Annotated in this window: 17 protein-coding genes and 1 tRNA gene; 11 read left to right on the top strand and 7 right to left on the bottom strand. The window is 43.9% G+C overall.

Features of this window, described 5'->3' with window-relative positions:
• The first annotated feature begins 283 nt into the window (after positions 1–283).
• Both MR764_RS18885 and MR764_RS18880 read left to right on the top strand, forming a co-directional pair.
• Positions 284–1,573 (top strand): glycoside hydrolase family 16 protein, encoded by a 1,290-nt coding sequence (locus tag MR764_RS18885; RefSeq protein WP_247981017.1) that lies wholly within the window; start codon positions 284–286, stop codon positions 1,571–1,573.
• A 19-nt stretch (positions 1,574–1,592) separates the two neighbouring features.
• Positions 1,593–3,833 (top strand): glycoside hydrolase family 3 N-terminal domain-containing protein, encoded by a 2,241-nt coding sequence (locus tag MR764_RS18880; protein ID WP_247981016.1) that lies wholly within the window; start codon positions 1,593–1,595, stop codon positions 3,831–3,833.
• 283 nt (positions 3,834–4,116) lie between these two features.
• Here the strand turns inward: MR764_RS18880 and MR764_RS18875 are convergent, their stop codons facing one another.
• The 7 genes from MR764_RS18875 to gldA form a co-directional block, all read right to left on the bottom strand.
• Positions 4,117–4,443, bottom strand: coding sequence for a hypothetical protein (locus MR764_RS18875; RefSeq protein WP_247981015.1), 327 nt, complete (start codon positions 4,441–4,443; stop codon positions 4,117–4,119).
• A 189-nt stretch (positions 4,444–4,632) separates the two neighbouring features.
• Positions 4,633–4,705, bottom strand: a tRNA-Met gene (locus MR764_RS18870).
• Between the two features lie 144 nt (positions 4,706–4,849).
• On the bottom strand, positions 4,850–5,959 hold the full coding sequence (locus MR764_RS18865) for a universal stress protein (protein WP_247981014.1): 1,110 nt from the start codon (positions 5,957–5,959) through the stop codon (positions 4,850–4,852).
• A gap of 140 nt (positions 5,960–6,099) precedes the next feature.
• A complete protein-coding gene (gene metK, locus MR764_RS18860) occupies positions 6,100–7,353 on the bottom strand; it encodes a methionine adenosyltransferase (RefSeq protein ID WP_247981013.1) in 1,254 nt (417 codons plus the stop codon).
• A 508-nt stretch (positions 7,354–7,861) separates the two neighbouring features.
• The gene (locus MR764_RS18855) at positions 7,862–8,632 is read right to left on the bottom strand and encodes a LytTR family transcriptional regulator DNA-binding domain-containing protein (RefSeq protein WP_247981012.1); all 771 of its coding nucleotides are present in this window, start codon (positions 8,630–8,632) and stop codon (positions 7,862–7,864) included.
• Positions 8,629–10,425: a histidine kinase gene (locus MR764_RS18850; RefSeq protein WP_247981011.1), complete on the bottom strand. Its 1,797-nt coding sequence runs from the start codon at positions 10,423–10,425 to the stop codon at positions 8,629–8,631. Before MR764_RS18850 ends, MR764_RS18855 begins: the two co-directional genes overlap by 4 nt.
• 320 nt (positions 10,426–10,745) lie before the next feature.
• A complete protein-coding gene (gene gldA / locus MR764_RS18845) occupies positions 10,746–11,660 on the bottom strand; it encodes a gliding motility-associated ABC transporter ATP-binding subunit GldA (protein WP_247981010.1) in 915 nt (304 codons plus the stop codon).
• Positions 11,661–11,750: 90 nt separating this feature from the next.
• Here gldA and ispG point away from each other — a divergent pair, with 90 nt between their 5' ends.
• The 9 genes from ispG to MR764_RS18800 all read left to right on the top strand — a co-directional run bounded on the left by ispG (position 11,751) and on the right by MR764_RS18800 (position 22,988).
• On the top strand, positions 11,751–13,610 hold the full coding sequence (gene ispG / locus MR764_RS18840) for a (E)-4-hydroxy-3-methylbut-2-enyl-diphosphate synthase (RefSeq protein WP_247981009.1): 1,860 nt from the start codon (positions 11,751–11,753) through the stop codon (positions 13,608–13,610).
• Between the two features lie 258 nt (positions 13,611–13,868).
• Positions 13,869–14,450 carry a flavin reductase family protein gene (locus MR764_RS18835; protein WP_247981008.1) on the top strand — a complete coding sequence of 194 codons (582 nt, stop codon included), beginning with the start codon at positions 13,869–13,871 and terminating at the stop codon, positions 14,448–14,450.
• Positions 14,451–14,619: 169 nt separating this feature from the next.
• Positions 14,620–16,710 (top strand): M3 family metallopeptidase, encoded by a 2,091-nt coding sequence (locus tag MR764_RS18830; protein ID WP_247981007.1) that lies wholly within the window; start codon positions 14,620–14,622, stop codon positions 16,708–16,710.
• 319 nt (positions 16,711–17,029) lie between these two features.
• Entirely contained in the window at positions 17,030–17,539 is a 510-nt protein-coding gene (locus MR764_RS18825) for a hypothetical protein (RefSeq protein WP_247981006.1), read from the top strand.
• Between the two features lie 884 nt (positions 17,540–18,423).
• Positions 18,424–19,437, top strand: a complete 1,014-nt coding sequence (locus MR764_RS18820; RefSeq protein WP_247981005.1) for a glycoside hydrolase family 43 protein — start codon at positions 18,424–18,426, stop codon at positions 19,435–19,437.
• A gap of 144 nt (positions 19,438–19,581) precedes the next feature.
• Positions 19,582–19,923, top strand: a complete 342-nt coding sequence (locus tag MR764_RS18815) for a zinc ribbon domain-containing protein YjdM (protein WP_282189254.1) — start codon at positions 19,582–19,584, stop codon at positions 19,921–19,923.
• Between the two features lie 132 nt (positions 19,924–20,055).
• Positions 20,056–21,810: a hypothetical protein gene (locus tag MR764_RS18810; protein ID WP_247981004.1), complete on the top strand. Its 1,755-nt coding sequence runs from the start codon at positions 20,056–20,058 to the stop codon at positions 21,808–21,810.
• A gap of 199 nt (positions 21,811–22,009) precedes the next feature.
• Positions 22,010–22,393: a lipocalin family protein gene (locus MR764_RS18805; RefSeq protein WP_247981003.1), complete on the top strand. Its 384-nt coding sequence runs from the start codon at positions 22,010–22,012 to the stop codon at positions 22,391–22,393.
• 76 nt (positions 22,394–22,469) lie between these two features.
• On the top strand, positions 22,470–22,988 hold the full coding sequence (locus MR764_RS18800; protein WP_247981002.1) for a nitroreductase family protein: 519 nt from the start codon (positions 22,470–22,472) through the stop codon (positions 22,986–22,988).
• Positions 22,989–23,188: the final 200 nt, after the last annotated feature.

Raw genomic sequence — 23,188 nt, 5'->3', positions numbered from 1 at the left:
CCCTTTCCTGCTCTTTTCAAAACGCCTGTGCCGGAGCCGCAAAAATGGAATTGCATATTGGAACGGATTCGGAAAAGCTCATTTAGATGAATTTACCCTTACAGTCAGATATCGGAAACGAGCATAAATACGATTGCTTTCGGGTTAAATAATGAAATATTGGGGCACTACTTTTTTCGCCTGCCGGATGGAAAAGAAACACGAGTTATAAACACGAAACACACGTTAATAAGATATTAGGATGAAGATGCAAAAAGCAGTTCGGTTTTTGAATTTCAGGAATATGCTAACACTGTTTTTTAGTGTTATGTTTCTGAGTAGCTGCGGAGGCGATGATGCCGGCGTAGCTTTTACTCCCGGTTTTAGTTACACTTTTATCGATGATAATCATGTGCGTTTTACCAACCAATCCGAAGGAGAATATCACCTGTTAAACTGGAACTTTGGAAATGGCCGCACCGAGACAACCACGACCAAATCTCAGGTTTTTGAAGTGTACTATCCCGAGGCTGGCGCTTATGTGGTTTCGTTGGAATTGATCGGACTGGAAGGTGACCGAAAGTCAAGCTCTCAAACCGTGACCATTTCGAAAACGGATTTAGTCGTTGCTTTTTCGGCAAGCGTGGATGGAACCCGTCCCAATTACGTAAACCTGGTGAATACCTCGGAAGGAACCTTTGATTCGATGAAGTGGATTTACCGGAGCCGGAATATTGAGAATAAAAACACAGCAGTGGCATATTTTCCCTATTCAGGAAATTATGAAATCGAGTTGCAGCTTGTCAAAGACGGGATAACGTATTCTTCGAAACAAACCGTTTCCATTGCCTCAAACGATCCCGATTATTACTCAAAGTTCTCCTTGGTTTGGTCGGATGAGTTTGATGGAAATGCAGTTAATACCAACAACTGGACTTTTGAAACAGGTTCAGGTGGCTGGGGAAACAACGAACTTCAGAATTACACAGCCGGTGACAACGCCGAAGTAAAAGGTGGAATCTTAACGATCACGGCCAGGAAAGTAAATGATAACAAGGTGGCAGGTTCTTACACCTCAACCCGGATGATTACCAGCGGTAAAAAGGAATTTACCTACGGACGGATGGAGATTCGTGCCAAACTTCCGTCAGGAACCGGAATCTGGCCTGCAATCTGGATGCTGGGTGCCAACATTGGGACAGTGGGCTGGCCTGCATGCGGAGAGATCGACATCATGGAATATGTGGGTTACCAGCCCAATACCGTTCATGCAACTGTGCATACATCGGCTGGCTACGGAGGAAACGGGAGCGGAAGCAGCAAAACCCTGGAAACAGCCGAAGAAGAATTCCATATTTATGGTTTGATCTGGACCGAAAAAGAAATGGTTTTTTATACCGATACCCCTGAAAATGTAACACACCGGTATGCCCCGTCAAACAAAACCGCCGAAAACTGGCCTTTCGATAAACCACAGTTTTTTATTCTGAATGTGGCCGTTGGTGGTAACTGGGGAGGTGCACAGGGAATTGATAATACCATTTTCCCGCAAAGCATGGAAGTAGATTATGTGAAAGTATTTCAGGAGGAATAAGGAATAATAAAAATTAGACATGAAGCTTAATATTTTACCATACATCGTGTTGATGATTCTGGCGACAGCCTGTGCCAATATTGAAAATACGGGCAGCACTACAGAGGAAGGGAAAATAAAGGAACTGATCGCTCAGATGACATTGGATGAAAAAATCGGGCAGATGCAGCAGCTTGCTGACGGTTTTTACCCCGATGAAGAAGCGCTCAAACAGGCAATCCGCGATGGGAAGGTTGGTTCGGTGCTAAACGTGGTTGGCCCCGAGCGAGTGGCCGAATTGCAGCGGGTGGCGCTTGAAGAAAGCAAGCACGGAATCCCCTTGCTGATTGGCCGCGATGTAATTCACGGCTATCGCACCATCTTCCCGATTCCGCTCGGAATGGCTTCTTCATGGGAACCGGAGGCAGCTGAGAAATCGATGCGAATTGCTGCGGTAGAGGCTTCATCGATGGGAATTAACTGGACCTTTGCGCCAATGATGGATGTTACCTGGGATCCGCGCTGGGGGCGAATTGCCGAAAGCTGTGGAGAAGATCCGTACTTAACCTCGCAATTTGCTGCGGCCATGGTAAAAGGATTTCAGGGTGATATGAACGACCCAACGGCGATGGCTGCCTGTGCCAAACATTATGTAGGTTATGGAATGAGCGAAGCCGGTCGCGATTATAACACAACGTACATTCCGGAGCCGCTGCTGCGCAACGTTCATTTGCGTCCATTTAAAGCAGCGCAGGAAGCTGGAGTGCTCACGTTTATGTCGGCATTTAACGATTTAAACGGTGTGCCTACGTCGGGAAACGAATTTACACTGAGACAAATTTTACGTGACGAATGGAAATACGACGGAATGGTGGTCAGCGACTGGGGATCGATTGAAGAAATGATCAATCATGGTTTTGCAGCCGATAAACGCCAGGCCGCCGAAATTGCGGTAAAAGCCGGTGTTGATATGGAAATGGCAAGCACCTGTTATGTCGAAAACTTAAGATCACTGATTGAACAAGGAGTGGTTTCAGAGCAGCTGATTGACGAATGTGTGGGTAACATTCTTCGGGCTAAAATGAAGTTGGGATTGTTTACAAAACCCTACGATCAGATGGTATCAAGCGATACGATTCTGGCGGCATCGCATTTAGCTGAGGCTCGTGAAATGGCGCGAAAAAGCATGGTGTTGCTAAAAAACAAAAACAATACATTGCCGATTTCAAAATCCATTCAGCGTTTGGCGGTTATCGGTCCCCTGGCCGATGCTCCGCGCGATCAGCTAGGAACCTGGGTTTTTGACGGGGATGAAGATGATTCAACCACCCCGCGGACAGCAATCGGGCAAATGTTGGGGAATCGCATGAATTATTCACCGGGGCTGGAGTACAGCCGCGACAAATCAACCAAAGGATTTTCAGATGCATTAACCGCTGCAAAGAGTTCCGATGCCATCCTGTTCTTTGCCGGAGAAGAAGCGATTCTGTCGGGCGAAGCCAATGCGCGCGGGATCATTAACCTGCCGGGTATTCAAACCGAGTTAATCAGCGAATTAAAGAAGACCGGAAAGCCACTTATTCTGGTTGTTATGGCCGGAAGGCCGCTGGCCATTGGCGCAGAAATGGAAATGGCCGATGCCGTTTTGTATGCCTGGCATCCGGGAACCATGGCGGGGCCGGCGGTGACTGATCTTTTGTTTGGCGACTTCTCGCCATCAGGCAAGCTACCGGTGACGTTTGTAAAAGGGGCGGGACAGATTCCGTTCTATTATTACCGGAAAAATACGGGACGCCCTGCAACGGAAGACGATTTCATTTACATCGACGATATTCCGCGTAACACCAAACAGCTGTCGCTTGGTTTTAAATCAATGCATCTGGATTACGGAGTTTCACCTTTGCTGCCTTTTGGCTACGGACTGACCTACACCGAATTTCAGTACAGTAACCTGGTGCTTTCATCCCGCGAAATGACAAAAGACGGATCCATCACGGTTTCAGCCGACATAAAAAATGTGGGGAATTTCGAGGCCGAGGAAATTGTACAACTGTATGTGCACGATAAAGTCGGAACACTTACGCGTCCGATCAAGGAGTTGAAAGGCTTTGACAAGATCAACCTGAGACCCGGCGATGTGCGGAAAGTGTCGTTCCAGATAAAACCTGAAGATCTGCAGTTTTTTAACGGGAAAGCTTATGTTGTTGAACCCGGTGATTTTGAGGTGTGGATCGGGCCGAATTCGGATGAAGGCTTGCACAGTACATTTGTGTTGAAATAAAATAGCTTGTCTCCAGCCGCTTTTGTTCGGTTGGATAGACTGAGAAAGGGGCACATTGAGTAGCAAAAGCTACAAATCAATTGAGGGAGTAAGGTCGCCGTAAGGCGGCCTTTTTTTGAATCCGGTCGGCATATTTTGCGGCGCTTTTACTTTGAGGTAAACCGGCAACACAACAAATAATCTAAGAGAAGTCCTCTTTTCAAGGCAAAGGATGTAAAAAAAAGATTGAAATTTTCCAACCTCTTTTCATGAAACTAGCACTATGAGTAATTCTTTTTCCAAGTTACCTCCAAAATTTTTTATTGATCATCCAATGTTCAATCGTTAAACGGGGTTCGTCTTCAGGACTACTTACTTTCCAGTTTGAGTCATCCAGCATCCAGTCTTCGAGTTGCAAACCAACTTCGATTTCGGGAGCAAACTCAATACGGGCAGTAGAATTCGTATTCCAGAAGGTTTCTTCGGTCATCCAGTTTTCCAGCTGAAGTGCCGTTTCGGTGTATGTTTTGCTAAAGACTTTTCTTTCTGAAGCTTCAGCTTTTGTGTTTCCCATCAATAACAGAACGATTAAAAATGTTCCTGTTGCTAATTGTTTTACCGTTGTTTTCATGTCTGTAGTTTTTTATTTGAATCAAAGCTACACGTAAAACAAAGACTCTGAAAATGAAATAGATGTACGGGCGGGTTTTATCGACGGAATCGGAATTTATGCCGCTTGGGTAAAATGGATTAGTTCACGAAATGGGGAAAAGTAGGGATCTGGGAAATAAAAAAGCCGGTTAAAAAACCGGCTTCTGAGTAGCGGGGACCGGACTTGAACCGATGACCTTCGGGTTATGAGCCCGACGAGCTGCCAACTGCTCCACCCCGCAATGTATCTTTATTTCTGTTGAAATGTCTTCTTGAACGCGGGTGCAAATATAACAGCTTTTTTATAATCTGCAAAAAAGTTTGCAATTCCTTTTCGATTAAAATCAATTTATGTAAAAACTAAGCTTTTTCCCCGACCGTTTTAGTTAAGCATGAAAGATCAAAAGCGGTGTGTTACTGTGAAATACCATTTCGCGCGCAATGCTCGGGTTAAAAAGCCGCGAGATCATATTTCTTTTGTGCGATGTGAGCGATAGCAGATCTACGTTCGAATTTTTAATGTATTCTTCGATCGAATTCAGCACATCGTTGCCTTCCAGTAGCTGGCAATTGAAGTTTCGCTTCTCGTATTTTTTCTGAAGTACTTCGCGCATTCCTTCCAAACGGGCCAAATCCCATCCGTTTTGGCGGGGTTGTCCCACATGTACGCAGGTGAGCTGTATTTCGAAAGGCTGAAGCAGATCGAGCAACTTATCAATGGCCACAAAATCTTTTTCGTCGAAATTGGTTGCATACAGCACGTTGTTAAATGCTGTAACTTTCTTTTCCGGTGCATTTTTCGGTATCACCAAAACCGGCACATTGGCGTTGTACATGATGTCGGCAGTGACACTACCCACTATTCCGTGTGGGTAATTTTCTCCACCACTACCCACAATAATCAGCAAAGGTTTGTTTTTACGGGCGTAGGCGAGTATGTCTTCTTCGGGATAACCCGATTTAATGATGTAGTACGTTTCAACCGACTTCCATACTTTTTCGCCAACGTCTTTCGCCAGTTCCTGGATAAAATTTTGAAAGTCTTCGTTGGCTGTTTTTTCGGCATGTTCAATTTTAAAGAGCGTACTGGAGTCGAAGGCATAAATGTCGCTGTAAGGAACCGAATGAATAATCGGATTAATAAAACTGTGCATAAATACGAGCTCAGCCTTTAAGTGGGCCGCAATGTCAACCGCTAAGCGGGCTGCTTTTTTAGAGGCTTCAGAAAAATCAACCGGCACAAGGATCTGTTTCAGTCCGCCGCTTTCTTCTTCGGTTGCAAGCGTAACTTTTGTCCCCAAAAATTCTTCTAGTTCGCGAACGGCTTTCGGAATATCCTTTTCCAGGATCTTGATTCGCACGGTGGCAGATGTTTCGCCCTGGATCAGATAAATATCTTCAAGCTCGCAATCAACGCCCTTTTCTTCGAGTATCATCTTAAAAATATGTGCTTTTGAATAGGGCAGAACGACCAGAGTTATCAGTTTTTCTTCCATGACTTTTAGTTTTTAATTGTTGTTGATTCCCGGTATTGTATTCGAGAAGAATACATATTATGTTTCAAAAAAGGGCAACAAAAAGGGCGGCCCGAATAACGAACCGCCCCATGTGCGTATTACTAATACTTCCCTCGGAATCAGATTCCGAAAGCTTCTTTGATTTGATCAACAAAATTAAGTTTCTCCCAGGTAAACAGTTCCACTTCTTTTTCCAGTTTCCCCCAGTACGGAGATTCAAAGGTTTTGGTAATGGTAACAGGGGTGCGTCCCATGTGTCCGTAAGCGGCTGTTTCCAGGTAAATAGGATTGCGCAGCGAAAGTCTTTTTTCAATGGCCGACGGACGCAGGTCGAAAATGGCTTTTACTTTCTCAGCAATTTCAGCATCGCCAATACTCACATTCGAACGACCGTATGTGTTTACAAAAACTCCCACCGGCTCGGCAACGCCAATGGCATAAGCCAGCTGAACCAGCACTTCGTCGGCAACGCCGGCTGCAACCAGGTTTTTGGCAATGTGGCGCGATGCATATGCTGCCGACCGGTCTACTTTCGACGGGTCTTTACCCGAGAAAGCGCCACCGCCGTGAGCTCCGCGGCCTCCATAAGTATCCACAATAATTTTTCGGCCGGTAAGTCCGGTGTCTCCGTGCGGGCCTCCAATTACAAACTTGCCTGTTGGATTTACGTGATAAATAATATCGTTTCCGAATAATTTCTGAACACGTTCAGGCAATTTGGCCACCACGCGAGGGATCAGGATGTTGATCACGTCTTCGCGGATTTTGGCCAGCATCGGTTCGTCGGCATCAAACTCGTCGTGTTGGGTCGAAACCACAATGGTGTGAATTTTCACCGGCTCGTTGGCTTCGTTGTACTCAACCGTTACCTGCGATTTGGCATCGGGACGAAGATAGGTCATTGTTTTTCCCTCGCGGCGAATGTCGGCAAGTTCCAGTAAAATCAGGTGCGACAATTCCAGCGTCAGCGGCATGTAGTTGTCGGTGTCTTTGCAGGCGTAACCAAACATCATTCCCTGGTCACCGGCGCCCTGGTCGTCTTTGTCCTCCTTGTCAACCCCGCGGTTGATGTCGGCACTTTGTTCGTGAATGGCAGTAAGCACACCACACGAATCACCGTCAAAACGGTAAGCTGCCTTGGTGTAGCCGATGTCGTTAATCACCTTGCGGACCACTTCCTGCACATCAACATAAGTTTTTGATTTTACCTCGCCGGCAACAACTACCTGCCCGGTGGTTACCAGCGTTTCAATAGCTACTTTCGAATCAGCATCGAATGCCAGAAACTGGTCCAGCAATGCGTCTGAAATCTGATCGGAAACCTTGTCGGGATGACCTTCGGAAACCGATTCGCTTGTAAATAAATAATGCATAAAATCCCTTTTTAAGCTGAAAACCTTCAGCACGTTAAACATTAAATGAAACTGCGGGATGTTCGATTGATAGTGAAAAATGCGATTGTTTTAGCGTTTTTTTCATGTGGTTGCAATCAATCTCAAATCTTTCCACGTAGCGGGCACAAATGTAAGGGGTTTATTTTGAATAAAAAAAGACTTATTGGAATTTATTATAACCGAAGGCTTTTCTCTTTTTTCAATCTTTATCATACACAATAATCCTGAGTGCACGAGAAATTTCCTTCACGACGAAACCTCTAAGTTACTCTGTGCTATTTTCTCTGTGACACTCTGTGGCTTCTCTTACTTTTAACCACAGAGGATACGGAGTTTTTTACAGAGGTACCCGGAGTTTTTTCTATTTCCTTTATTCTGAGGCAAAATGGAAACTTGTTGTGCACCCCTTGATTCAATATCTGCTTCATACATTCGTGGTATGTATATTTGCAATGCGAAGTAAAATTTACATAAATAGCCGAAGGTATTACAATTCAAACATTGCTTTAATATCCGGATAATAGCTTCTTCCGCTGGTTATCCTGCTCTGGTTGTAATCATCCAGGATTAAAACAAAGCGGTTGTTGAAATGCTTTCGGATCTCCTTTAGCAGGTTTTTGTTGATGAGGTACGACTTGTGCACCCTAATAAAATAATCAGGGAGTTTATCTTCCAGTTTTTTTAAGCTCGAATCGAGGATATACGATTTTGAATGTTTGGTAACAACGGTTACATATTTCTCATCCGCCTGGATGTAGGAAACTTCGTCGAGCCGCACGAAAATCACCCGGTCGCCTACCTTTACCGGAATCGATGTGGCTTCATTTTTCCGGTGTTCCTGGTTAAACTGTTCGATCAGTTTGTTCAGGTTAATTGCGGGACTGCTGTTGTTTATTTGTTCCAGTTTGGCAATCGTTTTGGCAAACCGTTCTTTGGTCAGTGGTTTTACCAGGTAGTCGATACAGTGGGTATCGAAAGCCTGCAAAGCAAATTCGTCGTAGGCCGTGCAAAAAATAACTTTTGGCAGGTAGTCCAGTTTTTTGAGTACGTCAAATCCGCTGATTTCGGGCATCTGAATATCCAGAAAAATATACTCCGGGCGCAGCCGGTTGATTTTTTCAATGGCTTCTTCGCCGTTTTCGGCCTCAGCAATTATTTCAAATTTACCCGGATGCTCCCCGGCCAATGTTTGCAAGCGCAAACGTGCCAGGGGTTCATCGTCAACAATTATCGTTTTCCAGGGTTGGTTAAGTTTCATTGGTTAAACTGATTTTTCAGGGTTATTCGAACGTGTTTGTTATCTCCGTTTTCCCAGTTAATACCGGCATCGTTTCCGTAAATAATATCCAGCTTGTCGTGCAGGTTTTGAAGCCCGTAACCGCTCACCGGTTCCGCAGGGAAATCAGGGCCGTTGTCAAAAATCGAAATTGAAAGATCTTTTTCAAGCTGTCTTACTTCCACCGTAATTTTCCCCATGGCTTTTATTTTCGACAGCCCGTGTTTTACCGCATTTTCAACCAGCGGCTGAATCAGGAATTTGGGGATTTGTTTTTCCCGTGTACTTTCATCGGCATCGATCTCATACACCAGTTTATCGCCAAAACGCGTTTTTTCAATTTCGAGGTATTTTTTAACCATTTCGAGCTCTTCGGCAACGGTAACAAAGGTTTTGTTTTCCTTGTTGATCGAGTACCGGAACAGTTCGGAAAGCCCGGTGGCCATGTTTTCGGTTTTATCGGCGTCGATGTGTGCCAGGCTGGCAATCGAGTTCAGCGAATTGTATAAAAAGTGCGGGTTGATACGTGAGTGTAGTGCATTTAACTCTGCCTGGTTTTTCAGCTCTTTCATTTTGGCAATTTCCACATCTTTTTGGTTTACCATACTTTGGATGCGGTAGCTTGACCAATTAAATAGTACGCGTAAAAACGCTGTGATACATGCGGCGAGCGCAAATGTTGTGCTGATAAAGCCCGGTTTTGTAGAAATGTTTGTGAAATTTAGGTGCTGGAGTGTGACAAATATTGAGAGCTCAAACAAATGACCAATTAGAAATGCGATGATTGTGGTAAAGAAAATAATGGTTTGTCTTTGAAGGAACTTTTGACTGTTCTTTAATAAGAAACGTTCACTGTAATATAGGAATGGAATTGCAATTAAACCTAAAGGCAGATAAGCTAAAATTAAGAATGCAAGATTGGAGAAATAGTGTGTGCTTTTTGAGCTAATGAATGCAGGAAGCATGAATATCCAGTAGATGAAGGCTGTTAAAATCAATACAAGAAATCCGGTTTTGAAGTAATCTTTTAGTTTATAAGTAGTTTTTTTAACATATCTGGATTGCATATAAAGTAATCCTATCGCGGCAATAATTATTGAAATAAAAGTAAGAAAAAACTTTAGGGTTGATTTGTACCGGATGTTCCAATAATATAGATAACCATATGTCTTGATGGTGTTTTGCTTTAAATCGCGGTAAAAGTTTTTGGAATATAATTTTTTGATGATTTCTTTATCGATGTCGGAAAAGGCTATGTATTCAGGCTTGTCTTTGTAGTAAAATATCCCTCCGTAACCAATAATGTCAGCATCAAAGTGAAATAATTGAGTAAGGCTTCGAATGGTATAAAAGTAGTAGTCTCTTAACTTTTCTTCGTATGAGTTTATATAACGAAGATTGAAATCTAATTCAACTTTTTGGATCACATACTCTTCTGTGTCCATATCTTGATTTAGACCTAAACCATCATTAGGAGGTAAAATAGAGATAATAAAATTTGCATTATTCTTAACGAGCTTTACTTCAACTGTTTCTGTTAATGAGTTTAATTCTTTTATGAGAGTTTGAAAGATCGTGGAATCTTCATGATTTGGAGAGCCTTTCAACTGAATGTGAATATCGTCCTCAAACCGGAATGCTTCAGAGTTGTAATCTCCAAATAGTCGGGCTCTGATTATATCCCAAACTTCATTTTCATCAATATCTTTATTTTGCGCAAGAGTCGTACTAAACGATGTTAGCAGAATGATCAGGATAAATAACAACTGTTTCATAGTGGGCGGATTTTAGTTTTGGGTCAAATAAACAGTGTTATCATTTGGTATTTCAGCTTTTTCCGATGAAGTGCTGAATTTAGGGAATATTCTGCTTTTTCTTTTATCGTGATTCGTTTTTATCGTTGTCTTATAAATATGCAATTTTGCATTTCATAGTTAGAGGAACTCTCCCTTATGAGACTGTCTAGATAGTTAAGAAAACAAATTTTCCACTTTTTTGTAAGTTGCTGGCCCCTCCTAACCTCCCCAAAAGGGAGGAATCTTCCCCCTTCGGGGGACCGAGGGGGTCAAATTGGAGTGTTTGTCCTACTCCTGTTTCAACTCTGGTTCTGTGTCAACTGATGAAAAACGTTCTCCAGGTTTTTCTGTTTTTCGTGAAGTGTGAGAAGTGTAAGTTGGTTTTGTACGGCAAATTCAAATACTGCTGCCCGGATATCCTGACCGGATGCAGCTTCCAGCTCCCAGCCCTTTCCGTTTGGAAGCGCATTTTGCACTCCGGAAATCTGCAGTAATCTTTCCTGCTCAACGGTAGTCGAAAACTCCGCCAGTACTACCTGATTTTGCTGAAGGCTTCCCGATTTTACTTCCGCGATGCTACCGTCGGCGACAATTTTTCCGCGGTTGATGATGATTACCCGGTTGCAGATAGCTTCCACTTCCTGCATGATATGCGACGAAAGGATTACGGTTTTTTCTCGGCTGATGGTGCGGATCAGGTTACGGATTTCTTCCAGCTGGTTGGGGTCAAGTCCGGTGGTTGGTTCATCCAAAATCAGAATCGACGGATCGTGGATCAAGGCCTGTGCCAGCCCCACACGTTGGCGGTATCCTTTTGAAAGGGCGCGGATCTTTTTATGTTGTTCCAATCCAAGTCCGGTAAGTTCCACCATTTCAGCTACCCGTTTTTTTACGTTCTTCAGTCCGTAAAAACCGGCGGTAATTTCAAGATATTCTTTAATGTAGAGGTCAGAATAAAGCGGATTATGTTCAGGAAGGTAGCCAATCTCTTTTTTGTAATCTAAATCACCGCGTAAAATTCTTTCTCCATTGATGAAGATCTCACCGGAATCAGCAGGCAGGTATCCGGTTATGATTTTCATCATAGTAGATTTGCCGGCCCCGTTAGGGCCCAGAAAGCCAACCAGTTCGCCTTTTTTTGCGGTTAAGCTTACTGTATCCAAAGCGCGTTGTTTCCCGTACAACTTGCTGATATTTCGGGTTTCGATGCTCATTTTCTTATTTGGAATGAACAAAAATAGCGGAATGTTTTTATTTTAGAAGCATTCACTTAAATTTGCAGTTCAGCTTAACAGATTTATTAGATGAAGGACCGTCATTTCAACTACATTCAAGACCTTACCAGATATCAGCGGCAGGAAACTACCGAAGTGAATATTGGCGGGGTTGCCGTGGGAGGAAGTAATCCGATTCGTATTCAGACGATGACCGATACTGATACGAGTGATACGGATGCAACAGTGGAGCAGATTATTCGGGTAGTAAAGGCGGGAGCCGACTATGTGCGGGTTACCGTAAAAAGCATGCAGGACGCTGAAAGCCTGCAGGTTATTAAAAAAGAATTGGTGGGCAGAGGCTACAACACGCCGCTGGTTGCCGATATTCATTTTAATCCGCGCCTGGCAGAAGTGGCTGCTCAATATGTTTCCAAAGTGCGTATCAATCCCGGGAACTTTTACGACAAAAGAGCACAATTCAAGAATAAAATATATACCGACGAGGAATACAAAAACGAACTCGAAATTATCGAGAAGCAGTTTGTTCCTTTTCTTGAAGTATTAAGAAAAACGAATACGTGTCTTCGGATTGGCGCCAACCACGGTTCGCTGTCCGACAGGGTGATGAGCCGTTTTGGTGACACACCTGCCGGTATTGCAGAATCGGTGCTTGAATTCCTGCGCATTTGTAAAAAAGTAAACTTCAACAACGTGGTGGTTTCGATTAAGTCGAGCAACACCCGTGTGATGGTGTACACCGCACGTTTGCTGAATTTTAAAATGCGTCTCGAAGACATGCAGTTTCCGTTCCATCTTGGTGTGACAGAGGCCGGAGAAGGTGAAGATGGCCGCCTGAAATCATCGGTGGGAGTAGGCGCTTTGCTGGCCGATGGAATTGGCGACACGGTAAGAATTTCGCTGACAGAAAAACCAATCAACGAAATTCCTGTGGCCATGAAACTGGTCAATCATTTTAAAACCTATCAGAATCATGCGCCCATAACAGCGCCGATGGTGGGGCAGACCAACCCGTTTGAATATGAACGCCGCGATACGCGCCCGGTGCTGAATATGGGAGGGAAGCAACTTCCGGTGGTGATTGCCGATTTGGGCGACCGCAGTTTACGTGAGATGATCCCGATCCGTGGTAAACTTATTCCAGAATATTTCCTGTCGGGAAACCGAATTCTGGACATTGAAGGCGAAGAATACCCGGTAATTACACTTGAGGAATACTTGTTTGAAAGCACGCGTTGGGGACGGATGAAATTTATCCGCACCAGTAAAGCAGAGTTCGACAAGTTTATGAATCTTCACCCCGAAATTATTATGAAACTCAAACAGACACGTAAAACCGTGTTGATACTGGAGAGTTTCAATGCCAACCCGATGGCGGAACTCCGTGCTTTCTTTATGGCACTGGAAACCCACATCTGGAAAGTGCCGGTAATTTTGCACCGCCGTTACAACGAAAGTCATCTCGAAGACCTGCAGATCAAATCGTCTGCCGACCTGGGAGGTTTGCTGATTGATGGTTACGGCGATGGTATTTGCATTTCGAACGACAACGAAAATATTACATTCACCGAGCTGAAAGACCTGAGCTTTGGTATTTTGCAGGCCAGCCGGATGCGTGTTTCAAAAACCGAATTTATTTCGTGCCCGGGTTGCGGACGAACGCTGTTTAACCTGCACGAAACCACAAAACAGATCAAGGAACATTTCAAACATCTCGATCATTTGAAGATCGGAATTATGGGTTGTGTGGTAAACGGGCCCGGCGAAATGGGCGACGTGGATTATGGTTTTGTAGGGGCCGGAAATAACAAGGTGAATCTGTACAAAGGCCTGAAGCCGATCAAGCGTCACATTCCATACGAAGATGCGGTAACCGAACTGGAACAGCTGATTCGTGAAAACGGCGACTGGACAGATCCGGTGGATTAGCATCGTTTAAGGAGTATTCGTGTATTTTCTGGCAGATTACTTTCAACCAGTTTTAGATTGAAATGATTGCTTGGATTGATGAGATTGATTCAAACTACATCAGTCTGCTATCAATCTATTATTCACCTTGGTGTGTAATGGTTAGAACTTGTTGAATCAGCTTTCGTGTGTATACAAATAGCCTGTATTTATAGGATGTTGCATGAAGGTAAAACATAAGTTTTTTACCTTTACGCAATCAATTCTTAATCTATTTCGATGGCACGAACCTACTGGAAACCCGGAACGATTATTTACCCGCTTCCTGCGGTAATGGTGAGCTGCGGTGAAACACCCGAAGAATACAACATCATAACCATTGCCTGGACAGGTACGATCAACAGCGATCCCCCGATGTGTTACATCTCGGTGCGGCCGGGACGGCATTCCTACGACATTATTAAAAGAACCGGTGAATTTGTGATCAACCTTACCACCGAACAACTGGCCAAAGCCACCGATTGGTGTGGTTGCCGGTCGGGAAGAAAGTTCAACAAATGGAAGGAAATGAACCTTACACCTGCGCCGGCAAAGTTTGTAAAGGCTCCCATTATCGAAGAATCGCCGGTGAATATCGAATGCCGGGTAAAGGAAGTGGTGGAACTGGGATCGCATCACATGTTTATTTCCGAGGTTTTGGGTGTTTCGATCGACGATGCGTACATCAACGAAAAAGATGCTTTCAGTTTTTCAAAAGCCAATCCATTGGTTTACAGTCATGGGCACTATTTTGGGATGGGTAAGAAGATCGGGAAGTTTGGCTGGAGTGTTGAGAAAAAGAAGAGAAGGAAACGACCATGAGAAAATCTTTCACGCAAAAGCGATTGATTACCATCATGGGAGTTCCATCTGTAACCATAAAAAATTGGCACTTATAAACAGATGAAAAAATAAACTTCATTTGAACAAAGCAATCCCGCCTTTGTCTTTTAGAAAATCAAATCATCAGAGTATAACTTAATCTTTAACTATGAAGAGAATTAACTTGTTATCAATTGTTTTTTTAATGAATATCGGAATGATCAACGCACAGAATAACCCATTGTTGGGCACGTTTAACACGCCACATGAAACAGCGCCTTTCAACGAAATCAAAAACGAACATTTTTTGCCTGCTTTCGAAGCTTCGATTAAGGCCGGCGAAGAAGAACTGGAAGCCATAAAAAACAATACCGAAGCTCCAACGTTTGAGAATACCATAGTTGCACTCGACCGCGTGGGACGCCTGTTGGGACGCACTTCCGGAGTATTTTTTAACCTGCTGAGTTCGGAAACCAACGACGAATTGCAAGAAATTGCGCAGGAGGTTTCGCCTAAACTCACCAAGTTCCAGAACGATGTATCGCTTGATCCGGTTTTGTTCGAAAAAGTGAAAACAGTGTACGCGCAAAAAGACCAGCTGGAGCTGGATGCGGAGCAAAAAACACTGCTCGAAAATACCTACGAAGGATTTGTACGGAAAGGCGCGAATCTCTCGGAAGCCGATAAGGAAAAGTTTCGGGCCATTAGCACCGAGTTGTCAAAACTCAGCCTCACGTTTGGCGAAAACGTACTGAAAGAAACGAACGCGTACGAGCTTTTAATTACCGATAAAGAGGAGTTGGCTGGTTTGCCCGAGGGCGAGCTGGAAGCCGCAGCAGGACGTGCCAAGGCAAAAAACAAGGAAGGTTGGCTCATTGATATTACGCAGCCCAGTTATATTCCGGTTATGAAATATGCCGACAACCGCGAGCTGCGGGAAAAACTCTACATGGCATATGGTTCGAAATCGTTTAAAGGCGATGAATTTGATAACCAGGAAAACGTCAGGCGCATTGCTGAACTTCGTCTGGAGCTGGCGCAACTGCTGGGGTATAAAAATTATGCCGACTATGTGCTCGGACTTCGTATGGCTATGAATGCTGCCGGCGTGTATGGCCTGCTCGACGACTTGTACGAAGCCTCGTATAAAGTAGCGCTAAAAGAAAAGCAGGAAATTCAGGAGTATGCTGCTGAAGAAGGTTTTAAAGGTGAAATAATGCCCTGGGATTGGAGCTATTACAGCGAAAAATTGAAAGTCAGGAAGTTTAACCTCGACGATGAAATGTTAAAACCTTATTTCGAGCTGAACCAGGTAACCGAAGGTGTGCTGGGACTGGCTACCGAGTTGTTTGGAATTACATTTCGGGAAAATAAGGAAATTCCGGTGTATCATCCGGAAGTGACAGCCTACGAGGTATTTGATGCCGATGGTAAATTTTTGTCGGTGTTTTATACCGATTTTCATCCGCGACCGGGGAAACGTGGTGGTGCCTGGATGAACGATTTCAAAGGCCAGTGGAAAGAAAACGGGGTGGATTCGCGTCCGCAAATTACCATTGTGATGAATTTTACCCGCCCAACCGAAACCAAGCCGGCTTTGCTTACTTTTTACGAAGTGGAAACGCTGATGCACGAGTTTGGTCATGCGTTGCACGGGATGCTGGCCAATTCTACTTACTCAAGTATTTCGGGAACCAATGTTTACCGCGACTTTGTAGAGCTGCCATCGCAGATCATGGAAAACTGGGCAGTGGAAAAAGAGTTTCTCGATCGCTTTGCCAAACATTATCAAACCGGAGAAACCATTCCGGCTGAACTGGTGCAGAAAATTGTTGATTCGCAGAATTACCTGGCCGGTAATCTTTCCATTCGTCAGCTGAGTTTTGGTTACCTCGACATGGCCTGGCACACGCTCGAAAAGCCTTACACCGGAAGTGTAAAAGATTTTGAAGAGCAAGCCTGGAAGAAGACACAGATTTTTCCGCTGGTGGATGAGGTATGCATGAGCACACAATTCGGGCACTTGTTTGCCGGAGGTTACGCTGCCGGATATTACGGTTATAAATGGGCCGAAGTGCTGGATGCCGATGCCTTTAGTGTTTTCAAGGAAAAAGGATTATTTAACAAAGAAGTAGCGGCCTCGTTCCGTAAAAACATTTTGGAAAAAGGTGGCTCTGAGCATCCGATGGAATTGTACAAACGTTTCCGCGGGCAGGAGCCAACGGTTGATGCTTTGTTAAAACGCAGTGGTCTTTTGTAAGCTGCAACTGCACAATATTGAAAATGGCATTCCGGTTTCGGGGTGCCATTTTTTTTAAAAGTCAATTTTGAAAAACATGTAATTCTCAATTTTGAATGTAAAATGTTCAACAAAATCCGGAATATTGGATATTCTGCATTAAAAATTTAAAACAATTCCCGGATAGGAGCAGACTTCCTCAATTTCATTCCTGTTGTTGATTCATGAGAATCATGTATAGTACAGCGAAGGGGTGAACTGTTCAAAAGCAGATTTTTTATGGGAAGAATACCCGAATGGATTTATATCTTTATCCATAAAGATCACTAACAGTAGTACAATGGGAACCAACAAATATCAAACGCGGCGAGGCCTTTCAAAAACAGATCGAAAAGTGCTGAGAAATCGATGTCAAACGGGATTAGGCTTTAGTATACTCGTGTTTGTTTTTACTACCATTTTGGGAGTAACTATTTATGAGCTAATTTTTGATTTGAATCCTGATGCCATCAATACTAAAATGGTGATTTTTATTTCCATAGGGACACTGATCTTTTCGGGGACGCTAAATTTTCTGATAAACCATAAGTATTACCGCGATTTGCAATTCAACGAAAAAATCCAGGTACCAAAAACATTAACGGGCAAAAGTAAAACCGTTGATTATGTGTATTCAACCCTTGATACGAGTTCGCCAAATGCTAATACCATAAGATTTGAGTTTCTTGTGGATGATATAAAGTTCAACGTTGATAAGGAATTATTTGAACAATGTGCCGATGGAGATAAATTGATTTTTAATTATGCTCTGAAAAGCCAGTATTTGTTAAGTATTGAGAAAGCAGGTTAAAGTCCGGTTCATCCCCGTATTCCCAATTAATAGTAAAGTTTTTGTTCAAGGAAGTGTACCTGTTTGACGGTTAGAAGCTCTGATGCCAGATTTTAGCGTTTCCCGAATAAATTTTATCAACCACCTCTCTGGGAAGTTTCAATCCCCAAAATTCACCGTCAATTAAATCGCTTTTCATGGGATTGCCGGTGCCCAGGTATTCCCAGTCACGCGGCCATATCTACCGCGGCATTCGGGTATTTATCGAGCATCCCGGTTTTGGGGCGTTCTGAAAGTCTGGAAGTACATTCTCATTTGTACTTATCCTTTTCTGCACGTAAGGAAGCCTGCCTGCGGTAGGCAGGGAAGATGGTCAAGTGGTTCAACGCAGATCGGAATCAAGTATTTTTCCCGTCGTTTCGTCTCTGACAGTGGTTCTGTTCCGCCCGACGGCGATTATCTTACAGAAGAGAGAGATTCTCTCCCGCCCGATAGTGCTTCTCTTGTATAAGATAAAGACCATCTTCTATCAGAGAAGGGTTCTTCCCCGTCAGATGGCGATTCTCTTACGGAGGAGCAAGATGATCTTGTTGAAGATAAAGGTTCTGTCCCTTCAGCGAGAGGTTCTCTGGCATAAGATAATAGTCATCTTTTAAAAGATAATGGTTCCGGCCTGTAACAATCAATTCAATACCTTGCTAACGTGAAATCTAAAAATCGGGAATAAACCTATTCGAATTGGAAGAAGGTTCCTGATTTTCAGCTGCCAATCATTTTATCCGGTTTGTAAACAAAACGATTTAATTATCTTTCGGAGGTGAACGGAATTGCTGTTCCGGATGAGGTTGCCGATTCGTCAGAACCTCAGTTTTTTCAATATCAAAACCAGCAAAAATATAAACCTAATGAAAAGAGTAGTATTCACTTTTTGTCTGATAATTCTCGGAGTTTCATCAGCTTTCTGCCAGGAAATAAGTGCAAAACAGGCGCTCGCCACAATAAACATTCGCGATCCGTTTATCCTTCCCGATGCCAAAACAAAAACCTACTACATGTATCGTTCGTCGAGTGTACGCACCGAAAAAGGTGAAACACTGGGCGGTGTGGAAGTGTTTAAAAGCAAGGACCTTAAAGCCTGGGAGGGGCCTGAGCGTGTTTTTACTGTTCCTGAAGATAACTGGATTACGGGAAGGGTTTGGGCGCCCGAAGTGCACGAATACGAGGGAAAGTACTATCTGTTTGCGACATTAAACAGCAATATTTACTGGAAGAAGAAGCTGGAAGGCTGGCCCGATTACAGCTTTCGGGGAACTCAAATCTTTTATTCAGAATCGCCGGAAGGGCCGTTTTTGCCCTTTGATTTGGTGCCGCATACTCCTACAGATCGCATGGCGCTCGACGGGACATTGTGGGTGGAAAACGGAACACCTTACATGATCTATTGTCACGAGTGGGTGCAAATGATCGACGGGACCATGGAACTCGTTCAACTGGCCCCCGATTTGTCGGCTCCGGTTGGTCGTTCGCAGACCTTGTTTTGTGCGTCGGCAGCCGATTGGTCGACCGGAAGCAAACATGCAGAGCCGCTTCCCACCTCGTATGTTACCGATGGTTGTTTTCTTTACCCCACAAAAGCCGGTAAGTTGTTGATGATATGGTCGAGTTTTATGGATGGCGAGTATGCTATCGGGATTGCCGAGTCGGCAACCGGAAAAGTAACGGGTCCCTGGAAACAGCAGCCTACCCCGATTTTTAGTAAAAACGGCGGGCACGGAATGGTCTTCCGCACCTTCGATGGTAAATTGTGCATTACCTTCCACGGACCCAACTCACCGGGCGGGGCCGAGCGCGCGCACATTTACGAGTTGGAAGATACAGGAAGTACCCTGGTTCTGAAAAAAGAACTTTTAGCGAAATAATTTGAATTTGTTTTGAGGGAGCTTGCTTTTTGAGGCAATTTCCCGTTCCGGCGATTAATGCAAGTTGGCGTCCACGTTTTAGTCTGGGTATGTATAAAAGTTTCCCTAACTTTGCCGCCCTTAATTATCAGAAAAGAAAAAACCATGTCAGACGAAATGAAACAATGTCCGCAGTGCGACTGTCCGTACGGATATTTTTTAAAGGAAGAAGTATATGCCTGTCCCGAGTGTAATCACGAGTGGAACCCGGCAGAAGTGATCGACGAAGATACATTGATTGTGAAAGATGCCAACGGAAACCTGCTGCAGGACGGCGATTCAGTGGTCGTGATAAAAGACCTGCCGGTAAAAGGCGCTTCTGGCCCGATTAAAGCAGGAACCAAGGTAAAACGCATCCGTTTGGTGGAAGGCGATCACAACATCGATTGTAAAATTGACGGGTTTGGCGCCATGGCCTTAAAATCGGAGTTTGTAAGAAAAGGTTAGCCTTCGGGCAGCCTGGCATCTAAACGGCTTTAATTACCCCCGGACATTAATCTTGCTGTTTGTGTGTATTTTGTTTAGAATGAAGGAATAACGGATTTTTTCAGTTATTTTCCGTGTATGAAAACTTTCCTTTTGATAACCATTTGTTGGTGGTTGCCGTTTTGGGCGAGTGGTCAGCTTTTGCCCGGTTTTGAGCGAACATCCTCTTTTAACGAGCAGCAAATGTTGCTGGAAGATAGTCCGGCCAATACACGAATTCTGATCAATGCACCATTGGATGGCTTTGGTAAACACAACCGTGTTTTGTTGATTTTCTATGCACTTCCCAACGGGAATACCATTGAACAGACTTTCGGGAAAGCATTAAAAGAAGGTGACGACTGGCATTTTGATATTCAGCATATCGGTGCGCAAACTCGTTACCTGAGGCATGTTATCACCAAAGAAACGATTGTGGTGGTGTACCTCGAAAGCTCGCATAAAAGCTGGCCTTTGTGGAAAAAAGATAACCCTGATTTTTCATTCGATACTAAAAATATAGTAGACAAAATCACCAGCATGTTTTCTGCCTGGAATCCGGAAATTGTATTGAACGGACACAGTGGTGGCGGACGGTTTATTTTTAGTTACCTGGAAGCGGTTCAGAAAATCCCCGACAAGGTAAAGCGAATCGCATTCCTCGACAGCGATTACGGTTACGAAGACTCCATCCACGGGCCAAAACTTACCGATTGGCTCAATTCCGGTAAAGACCGGTTTTTATCGGTGCTGGCCTATAACGACAGCGTGGTGGTGTACAACGGGAAACCCTTGGTTTCAGCAACAGGTGGCACCTGGTACCGAAGCAAGATGATGAAAAGTTATCTCTCCCGGTCCTTTCAATTTAGAGAAGAGCTGAACGATTCGCTTTTGTGGTACCGGTCTCGCGGGAATAAAATAGAGTTTATCCTTAAAACCAATCCCGAAGAAAAGATCTATCACACTGTGCAGGAGGAGCGAAATGGGTTTATTCAAAGCATGCTGAGTGGGACAAAACACGAGCAGAAAGGGTACCGGTATTTTGGTGAAAGAGCCTACAAAAATTATATTTCAGATGCTGTAAATCCCCCTATTCGGCAACTAAACATTCCTCCGCGGAAAACGAATGCCGAAACCGGATCGGTATTTATGAAACGCATCGAAAACATGCGGCTTGAGGAAAGGGAAGAAGAAATTTACAAAGCGCTGGCAGCCGGGAATATGCCGGGTCTTTTGAGAAATACAGTTTCTCTAGAAGCTGATTTTGCCGATGCTGAAGGAGTTGTTCATAAAGTAGAGTACCAAATTGTGCCCGATTATCTGTCAGTTGGCAGCGACGATGATTTCTGCCGGATACCAATGAATCCGCGCACTGCCCAACGACTGGCAACGCTGTTCGGAGCGTCGCTGATCACCGCTAAAATCAGTGATGATGTTTACCAAAAGGCGGAGGTGAAGTTGGAGCCCTTTCCGTACAAGCCGGTGGGTAATGCCAACGAAACGGTTCAGAAGTTTATCGATCACAATACGCAGATCGAAAGGCAAAAAGCTGCGGCAGGAGGACAGAACGGACAAATTATTGCCGGCATAAAAAAGGATGTTATTCTTTCGAACCACATCGCTCAACTGCCCGATAAAGTTGTGATTTACGGCTGGCACAAAATAGATGGAAGCCCGATTCAGCCGGTTTACAGCGGGCATGTTTACTGGTATGTGGATTACAGTCACGGAATTAGGTTGATGAATAATCAGGTTTTGCTGGACGGGAAACCTGTGTTGTTGTCGGAAATCCTAAAAGATTCCGTACTTTTCAAGGTCTTTAGCAATGAAGAGGCGCCAATGCTTCAAACTGTTTACCTGACTCATTAATCAAAAAAATAGGCCAGAAAAGTCGGAATTCCCTGTCAATAGAAAGAAATAATTCTGATGTTTCGGTTTTATATTGCACACCTAATTCTTAGAGGAATGGCCTTGAAACAAGGAGTGAAAAGTTTAAATGGAAATCAGTGTGAACTCTCGGGCGGCAAGGAATGTTTTATTCTTGTAAGTCGTTTTAAGCAAGCAAAATATGAAATTCGTGGTGACTCTTATTGTAGCTTTTTTCATCTTCTTTAATTCTCAAAATCCGAAGAATAATATTCAGGGAACCTGGTTAATGTACAAGGTCATTCAAAACGGGAAAGATGTGACTTTGGAACACGATCCTTACCATGAACGGTTTTTGATCTTGAAATCAGACTGTAGTTTCGAGAGTGGGGGGCGTCCTTTCGGGAAGAATACAGGTAAGTATGAATTTAACGAGAATGAGAATAAACTCTTTCTGGACAGTGACACAGGTCCCGAAGACGATAGTTTCTGGAATGTAACGATTAAAAGCGATACTATGTTTTGGCGAGGATACGGCTCTGAATGGGCAGAGGCGTTTGAACTAATTCAGGTGAAAAAGAAGTAAAACAGAATTCCTGCCGGGTTGGATTTTTAATCCGTTGACGTAATCCTGAAACCCGTATCTTTGAAGATAAAAAATCATGATCGGACTTTTACGTCAGCGCCGGAGTATCCGGAAATACACCACGCAACAGATTGAACCCGAAAAACTGGAAATACTTAAGGAGGCCGTTTTACGTTCGCCTTCTTCAAAAAATATCAATCCCTGGGAGTTTGTTTTTGTAGATGACCCTGCTTTGATCGGCGAGTTAAAAAACTGCAAGCCACATGGTGTTGCTCCGCTAGGTACAGCTCCGCTTGCTGTTGTTGTTTGCGCCGATGAAACAAAGAACGATGTGTGGGTGGAAGATTGTTCCATCGCCTCGATTCTGCTGCAACTAACGGCACAATCGCTTGGCTTGGGAAGTTGCTGGATTCAGGTTCGCGAACGGATGCACTCCGAAGCGGTTTCTTCGGAAAAATTCATTCAGGATTTATTAAACATTCCCGAAAATTTCAGGGTGCTAAGCATTGTGACTATTGGTTGTCCTGAAAAGTTGAGAGAAGGTAAACCGCTGGAAGAATTGCAGTTTGAAAAGATTAGGATGAACCGTTTTTAACACGGTTCAACTGGTTTCACGCATAAAAAAAGGAACGGTTCCTCGTGTTAAGAACCGTTCCTTTTTTTCGTTTGTATGACTAGTCCTAAATAAGCGTTACAGATTATTGGACTAAGTTAATAGATTCACAGACCGTTTCAAAGCTAGCTTTGAAACGGTCTGTTCTTTTATAGCTTTTAATTTTAATGGTATCTTGTTTG

The sequence above is a fragment of the Maribellus sp. YY47 genome (genome assembly GCF_023111095.1).
In the GTDB taxonomy this organism is placed as follows: Bacteria; Bacteroidota; Bacteroidia; order Bacteroidales; family Prolixibacteraceae; genus Draconibacterium.
Note: the sequence above shows the minus strand (reverse complement) of the source record. Positions and strands in the feature narration are given on the sequence as shown.

What these genes read in the sequence shown, in the direction of transcription:
- MR764_RS18875 (WP_247981015.1), bottom strand. Translation starts at nt 4,443, where the DNA reads ATGAAAACAACGGTAAAACAATTAGCAACAGGAACATTTTTAATCGTT.
- MR764_RS18800 (WP_247981002.1), top strand. Translation starts at nt 22,470, where the DNA reads ATGATCGGACTTTTACGTCAGCGCCGGAGTATCCGGAAATACACCACG.
- ispG (WP_247981009.1), top strand. Translation starts at nt 11,751, where the DNA reads ATGAAGGACCGTCATTTCAACTACATTCAAGACCTTACCAGATATCAG.
- MR764_RS18880 (WP_247981016.1), top strand. Translation starts at nt 1,593, where the DNA reads ATGAAGCTTAATATTTTACCATACATCGTGTTGATGATTCTGGCGACA.
- MR764_RS18885 (WP_247981017.1), top strand. Translation starts at nt 284, where the DNA reads ATGCTAACACTGTTTTTTAGTGTTATGTTTCTGAGTAGCTGCGGAGGC.
- MR764_RS18850 (WP_247981011.1), bottom strand. Translation starts at nt 10,425, where the DNA reads ATGAAACAGTTGTTATTTATCCTGATCATTCTGCTAACATCGTTTAGT.
- metK (WP_247981013.1), bottom strand. Translation starts at nt 7,353, where the DNA reads ATGCATTATTTATTTACAAGCGAATCGGTTTCCGAAGGTCATCCCGAC.
- MR764_RS18865 (WP_247981014.1), bottom strand. Translation starts at nt 5,959, where the DNA reads ATGGAAGAAAAACTGATAACTCTGGTCGTTCTGCCCTATTCAAAAGCA.
- MR764_RS18855 (WP_247981012.1), bottom strand. Translation starts at nt 8,632, where the DNA reads ATGAAACTTAACCAACCCTGGAAAACGATAATTGTTGACGATGAACCC.
- MR764_RS18835 (WP_247981008.1), top strand. Translation starts at nt 13,869, where the DNA reads ATGGCACGAACCTACTGGAAACCCGGAACGATTATTTACCCGCTTCCT.
- MR764_RS18815 (WP_282189254.1), top strand. Translation starts at nt 19,582, where the DNA reads ATGTCAGACGAAATGAAACAATGTCCGCAGTGCGACTGTCCGTACGGA.
- MR764_RS18830 (WP_247981007.1), top strand. Translation starts at nt 14,620, where the DNA reads ATGAAGAGAATTAACTTGTTATCAATTGTTTTTTTAATGAATATCGGA.
- MR764_RS18825 (WP_247981006.1), top strand. Translation starts at nt 17,030, where the DNA reads ATGGGAACCAACAAATATCAAACGCGGCGAGGCCTTTCAAAAACAGAT.
- MR764_RS18820 (WP_247981005.1), top strand. Translation starts at nt 18,424, where the DNA reads ATGAAAAGAGTAGTATTCACTTTTTGTCTGATAATTCTCGGAGTTTCA.
- MR764_RS18805 (WP_247981003.1), top strand. Translation starts at nt 22,010, where the DNA reads ATGAAATTCGTGGTGACTCTTATTGTAGCTTTTTTCATCTTCTTTAAT.
- gldA (WP_247981010.1), bottom strand. Translation starts at nt 11,660, where the DNA reads ATGAGCATCGAAACCCGAAATATCAGCAAGTTGTACGGGAAACAACGC.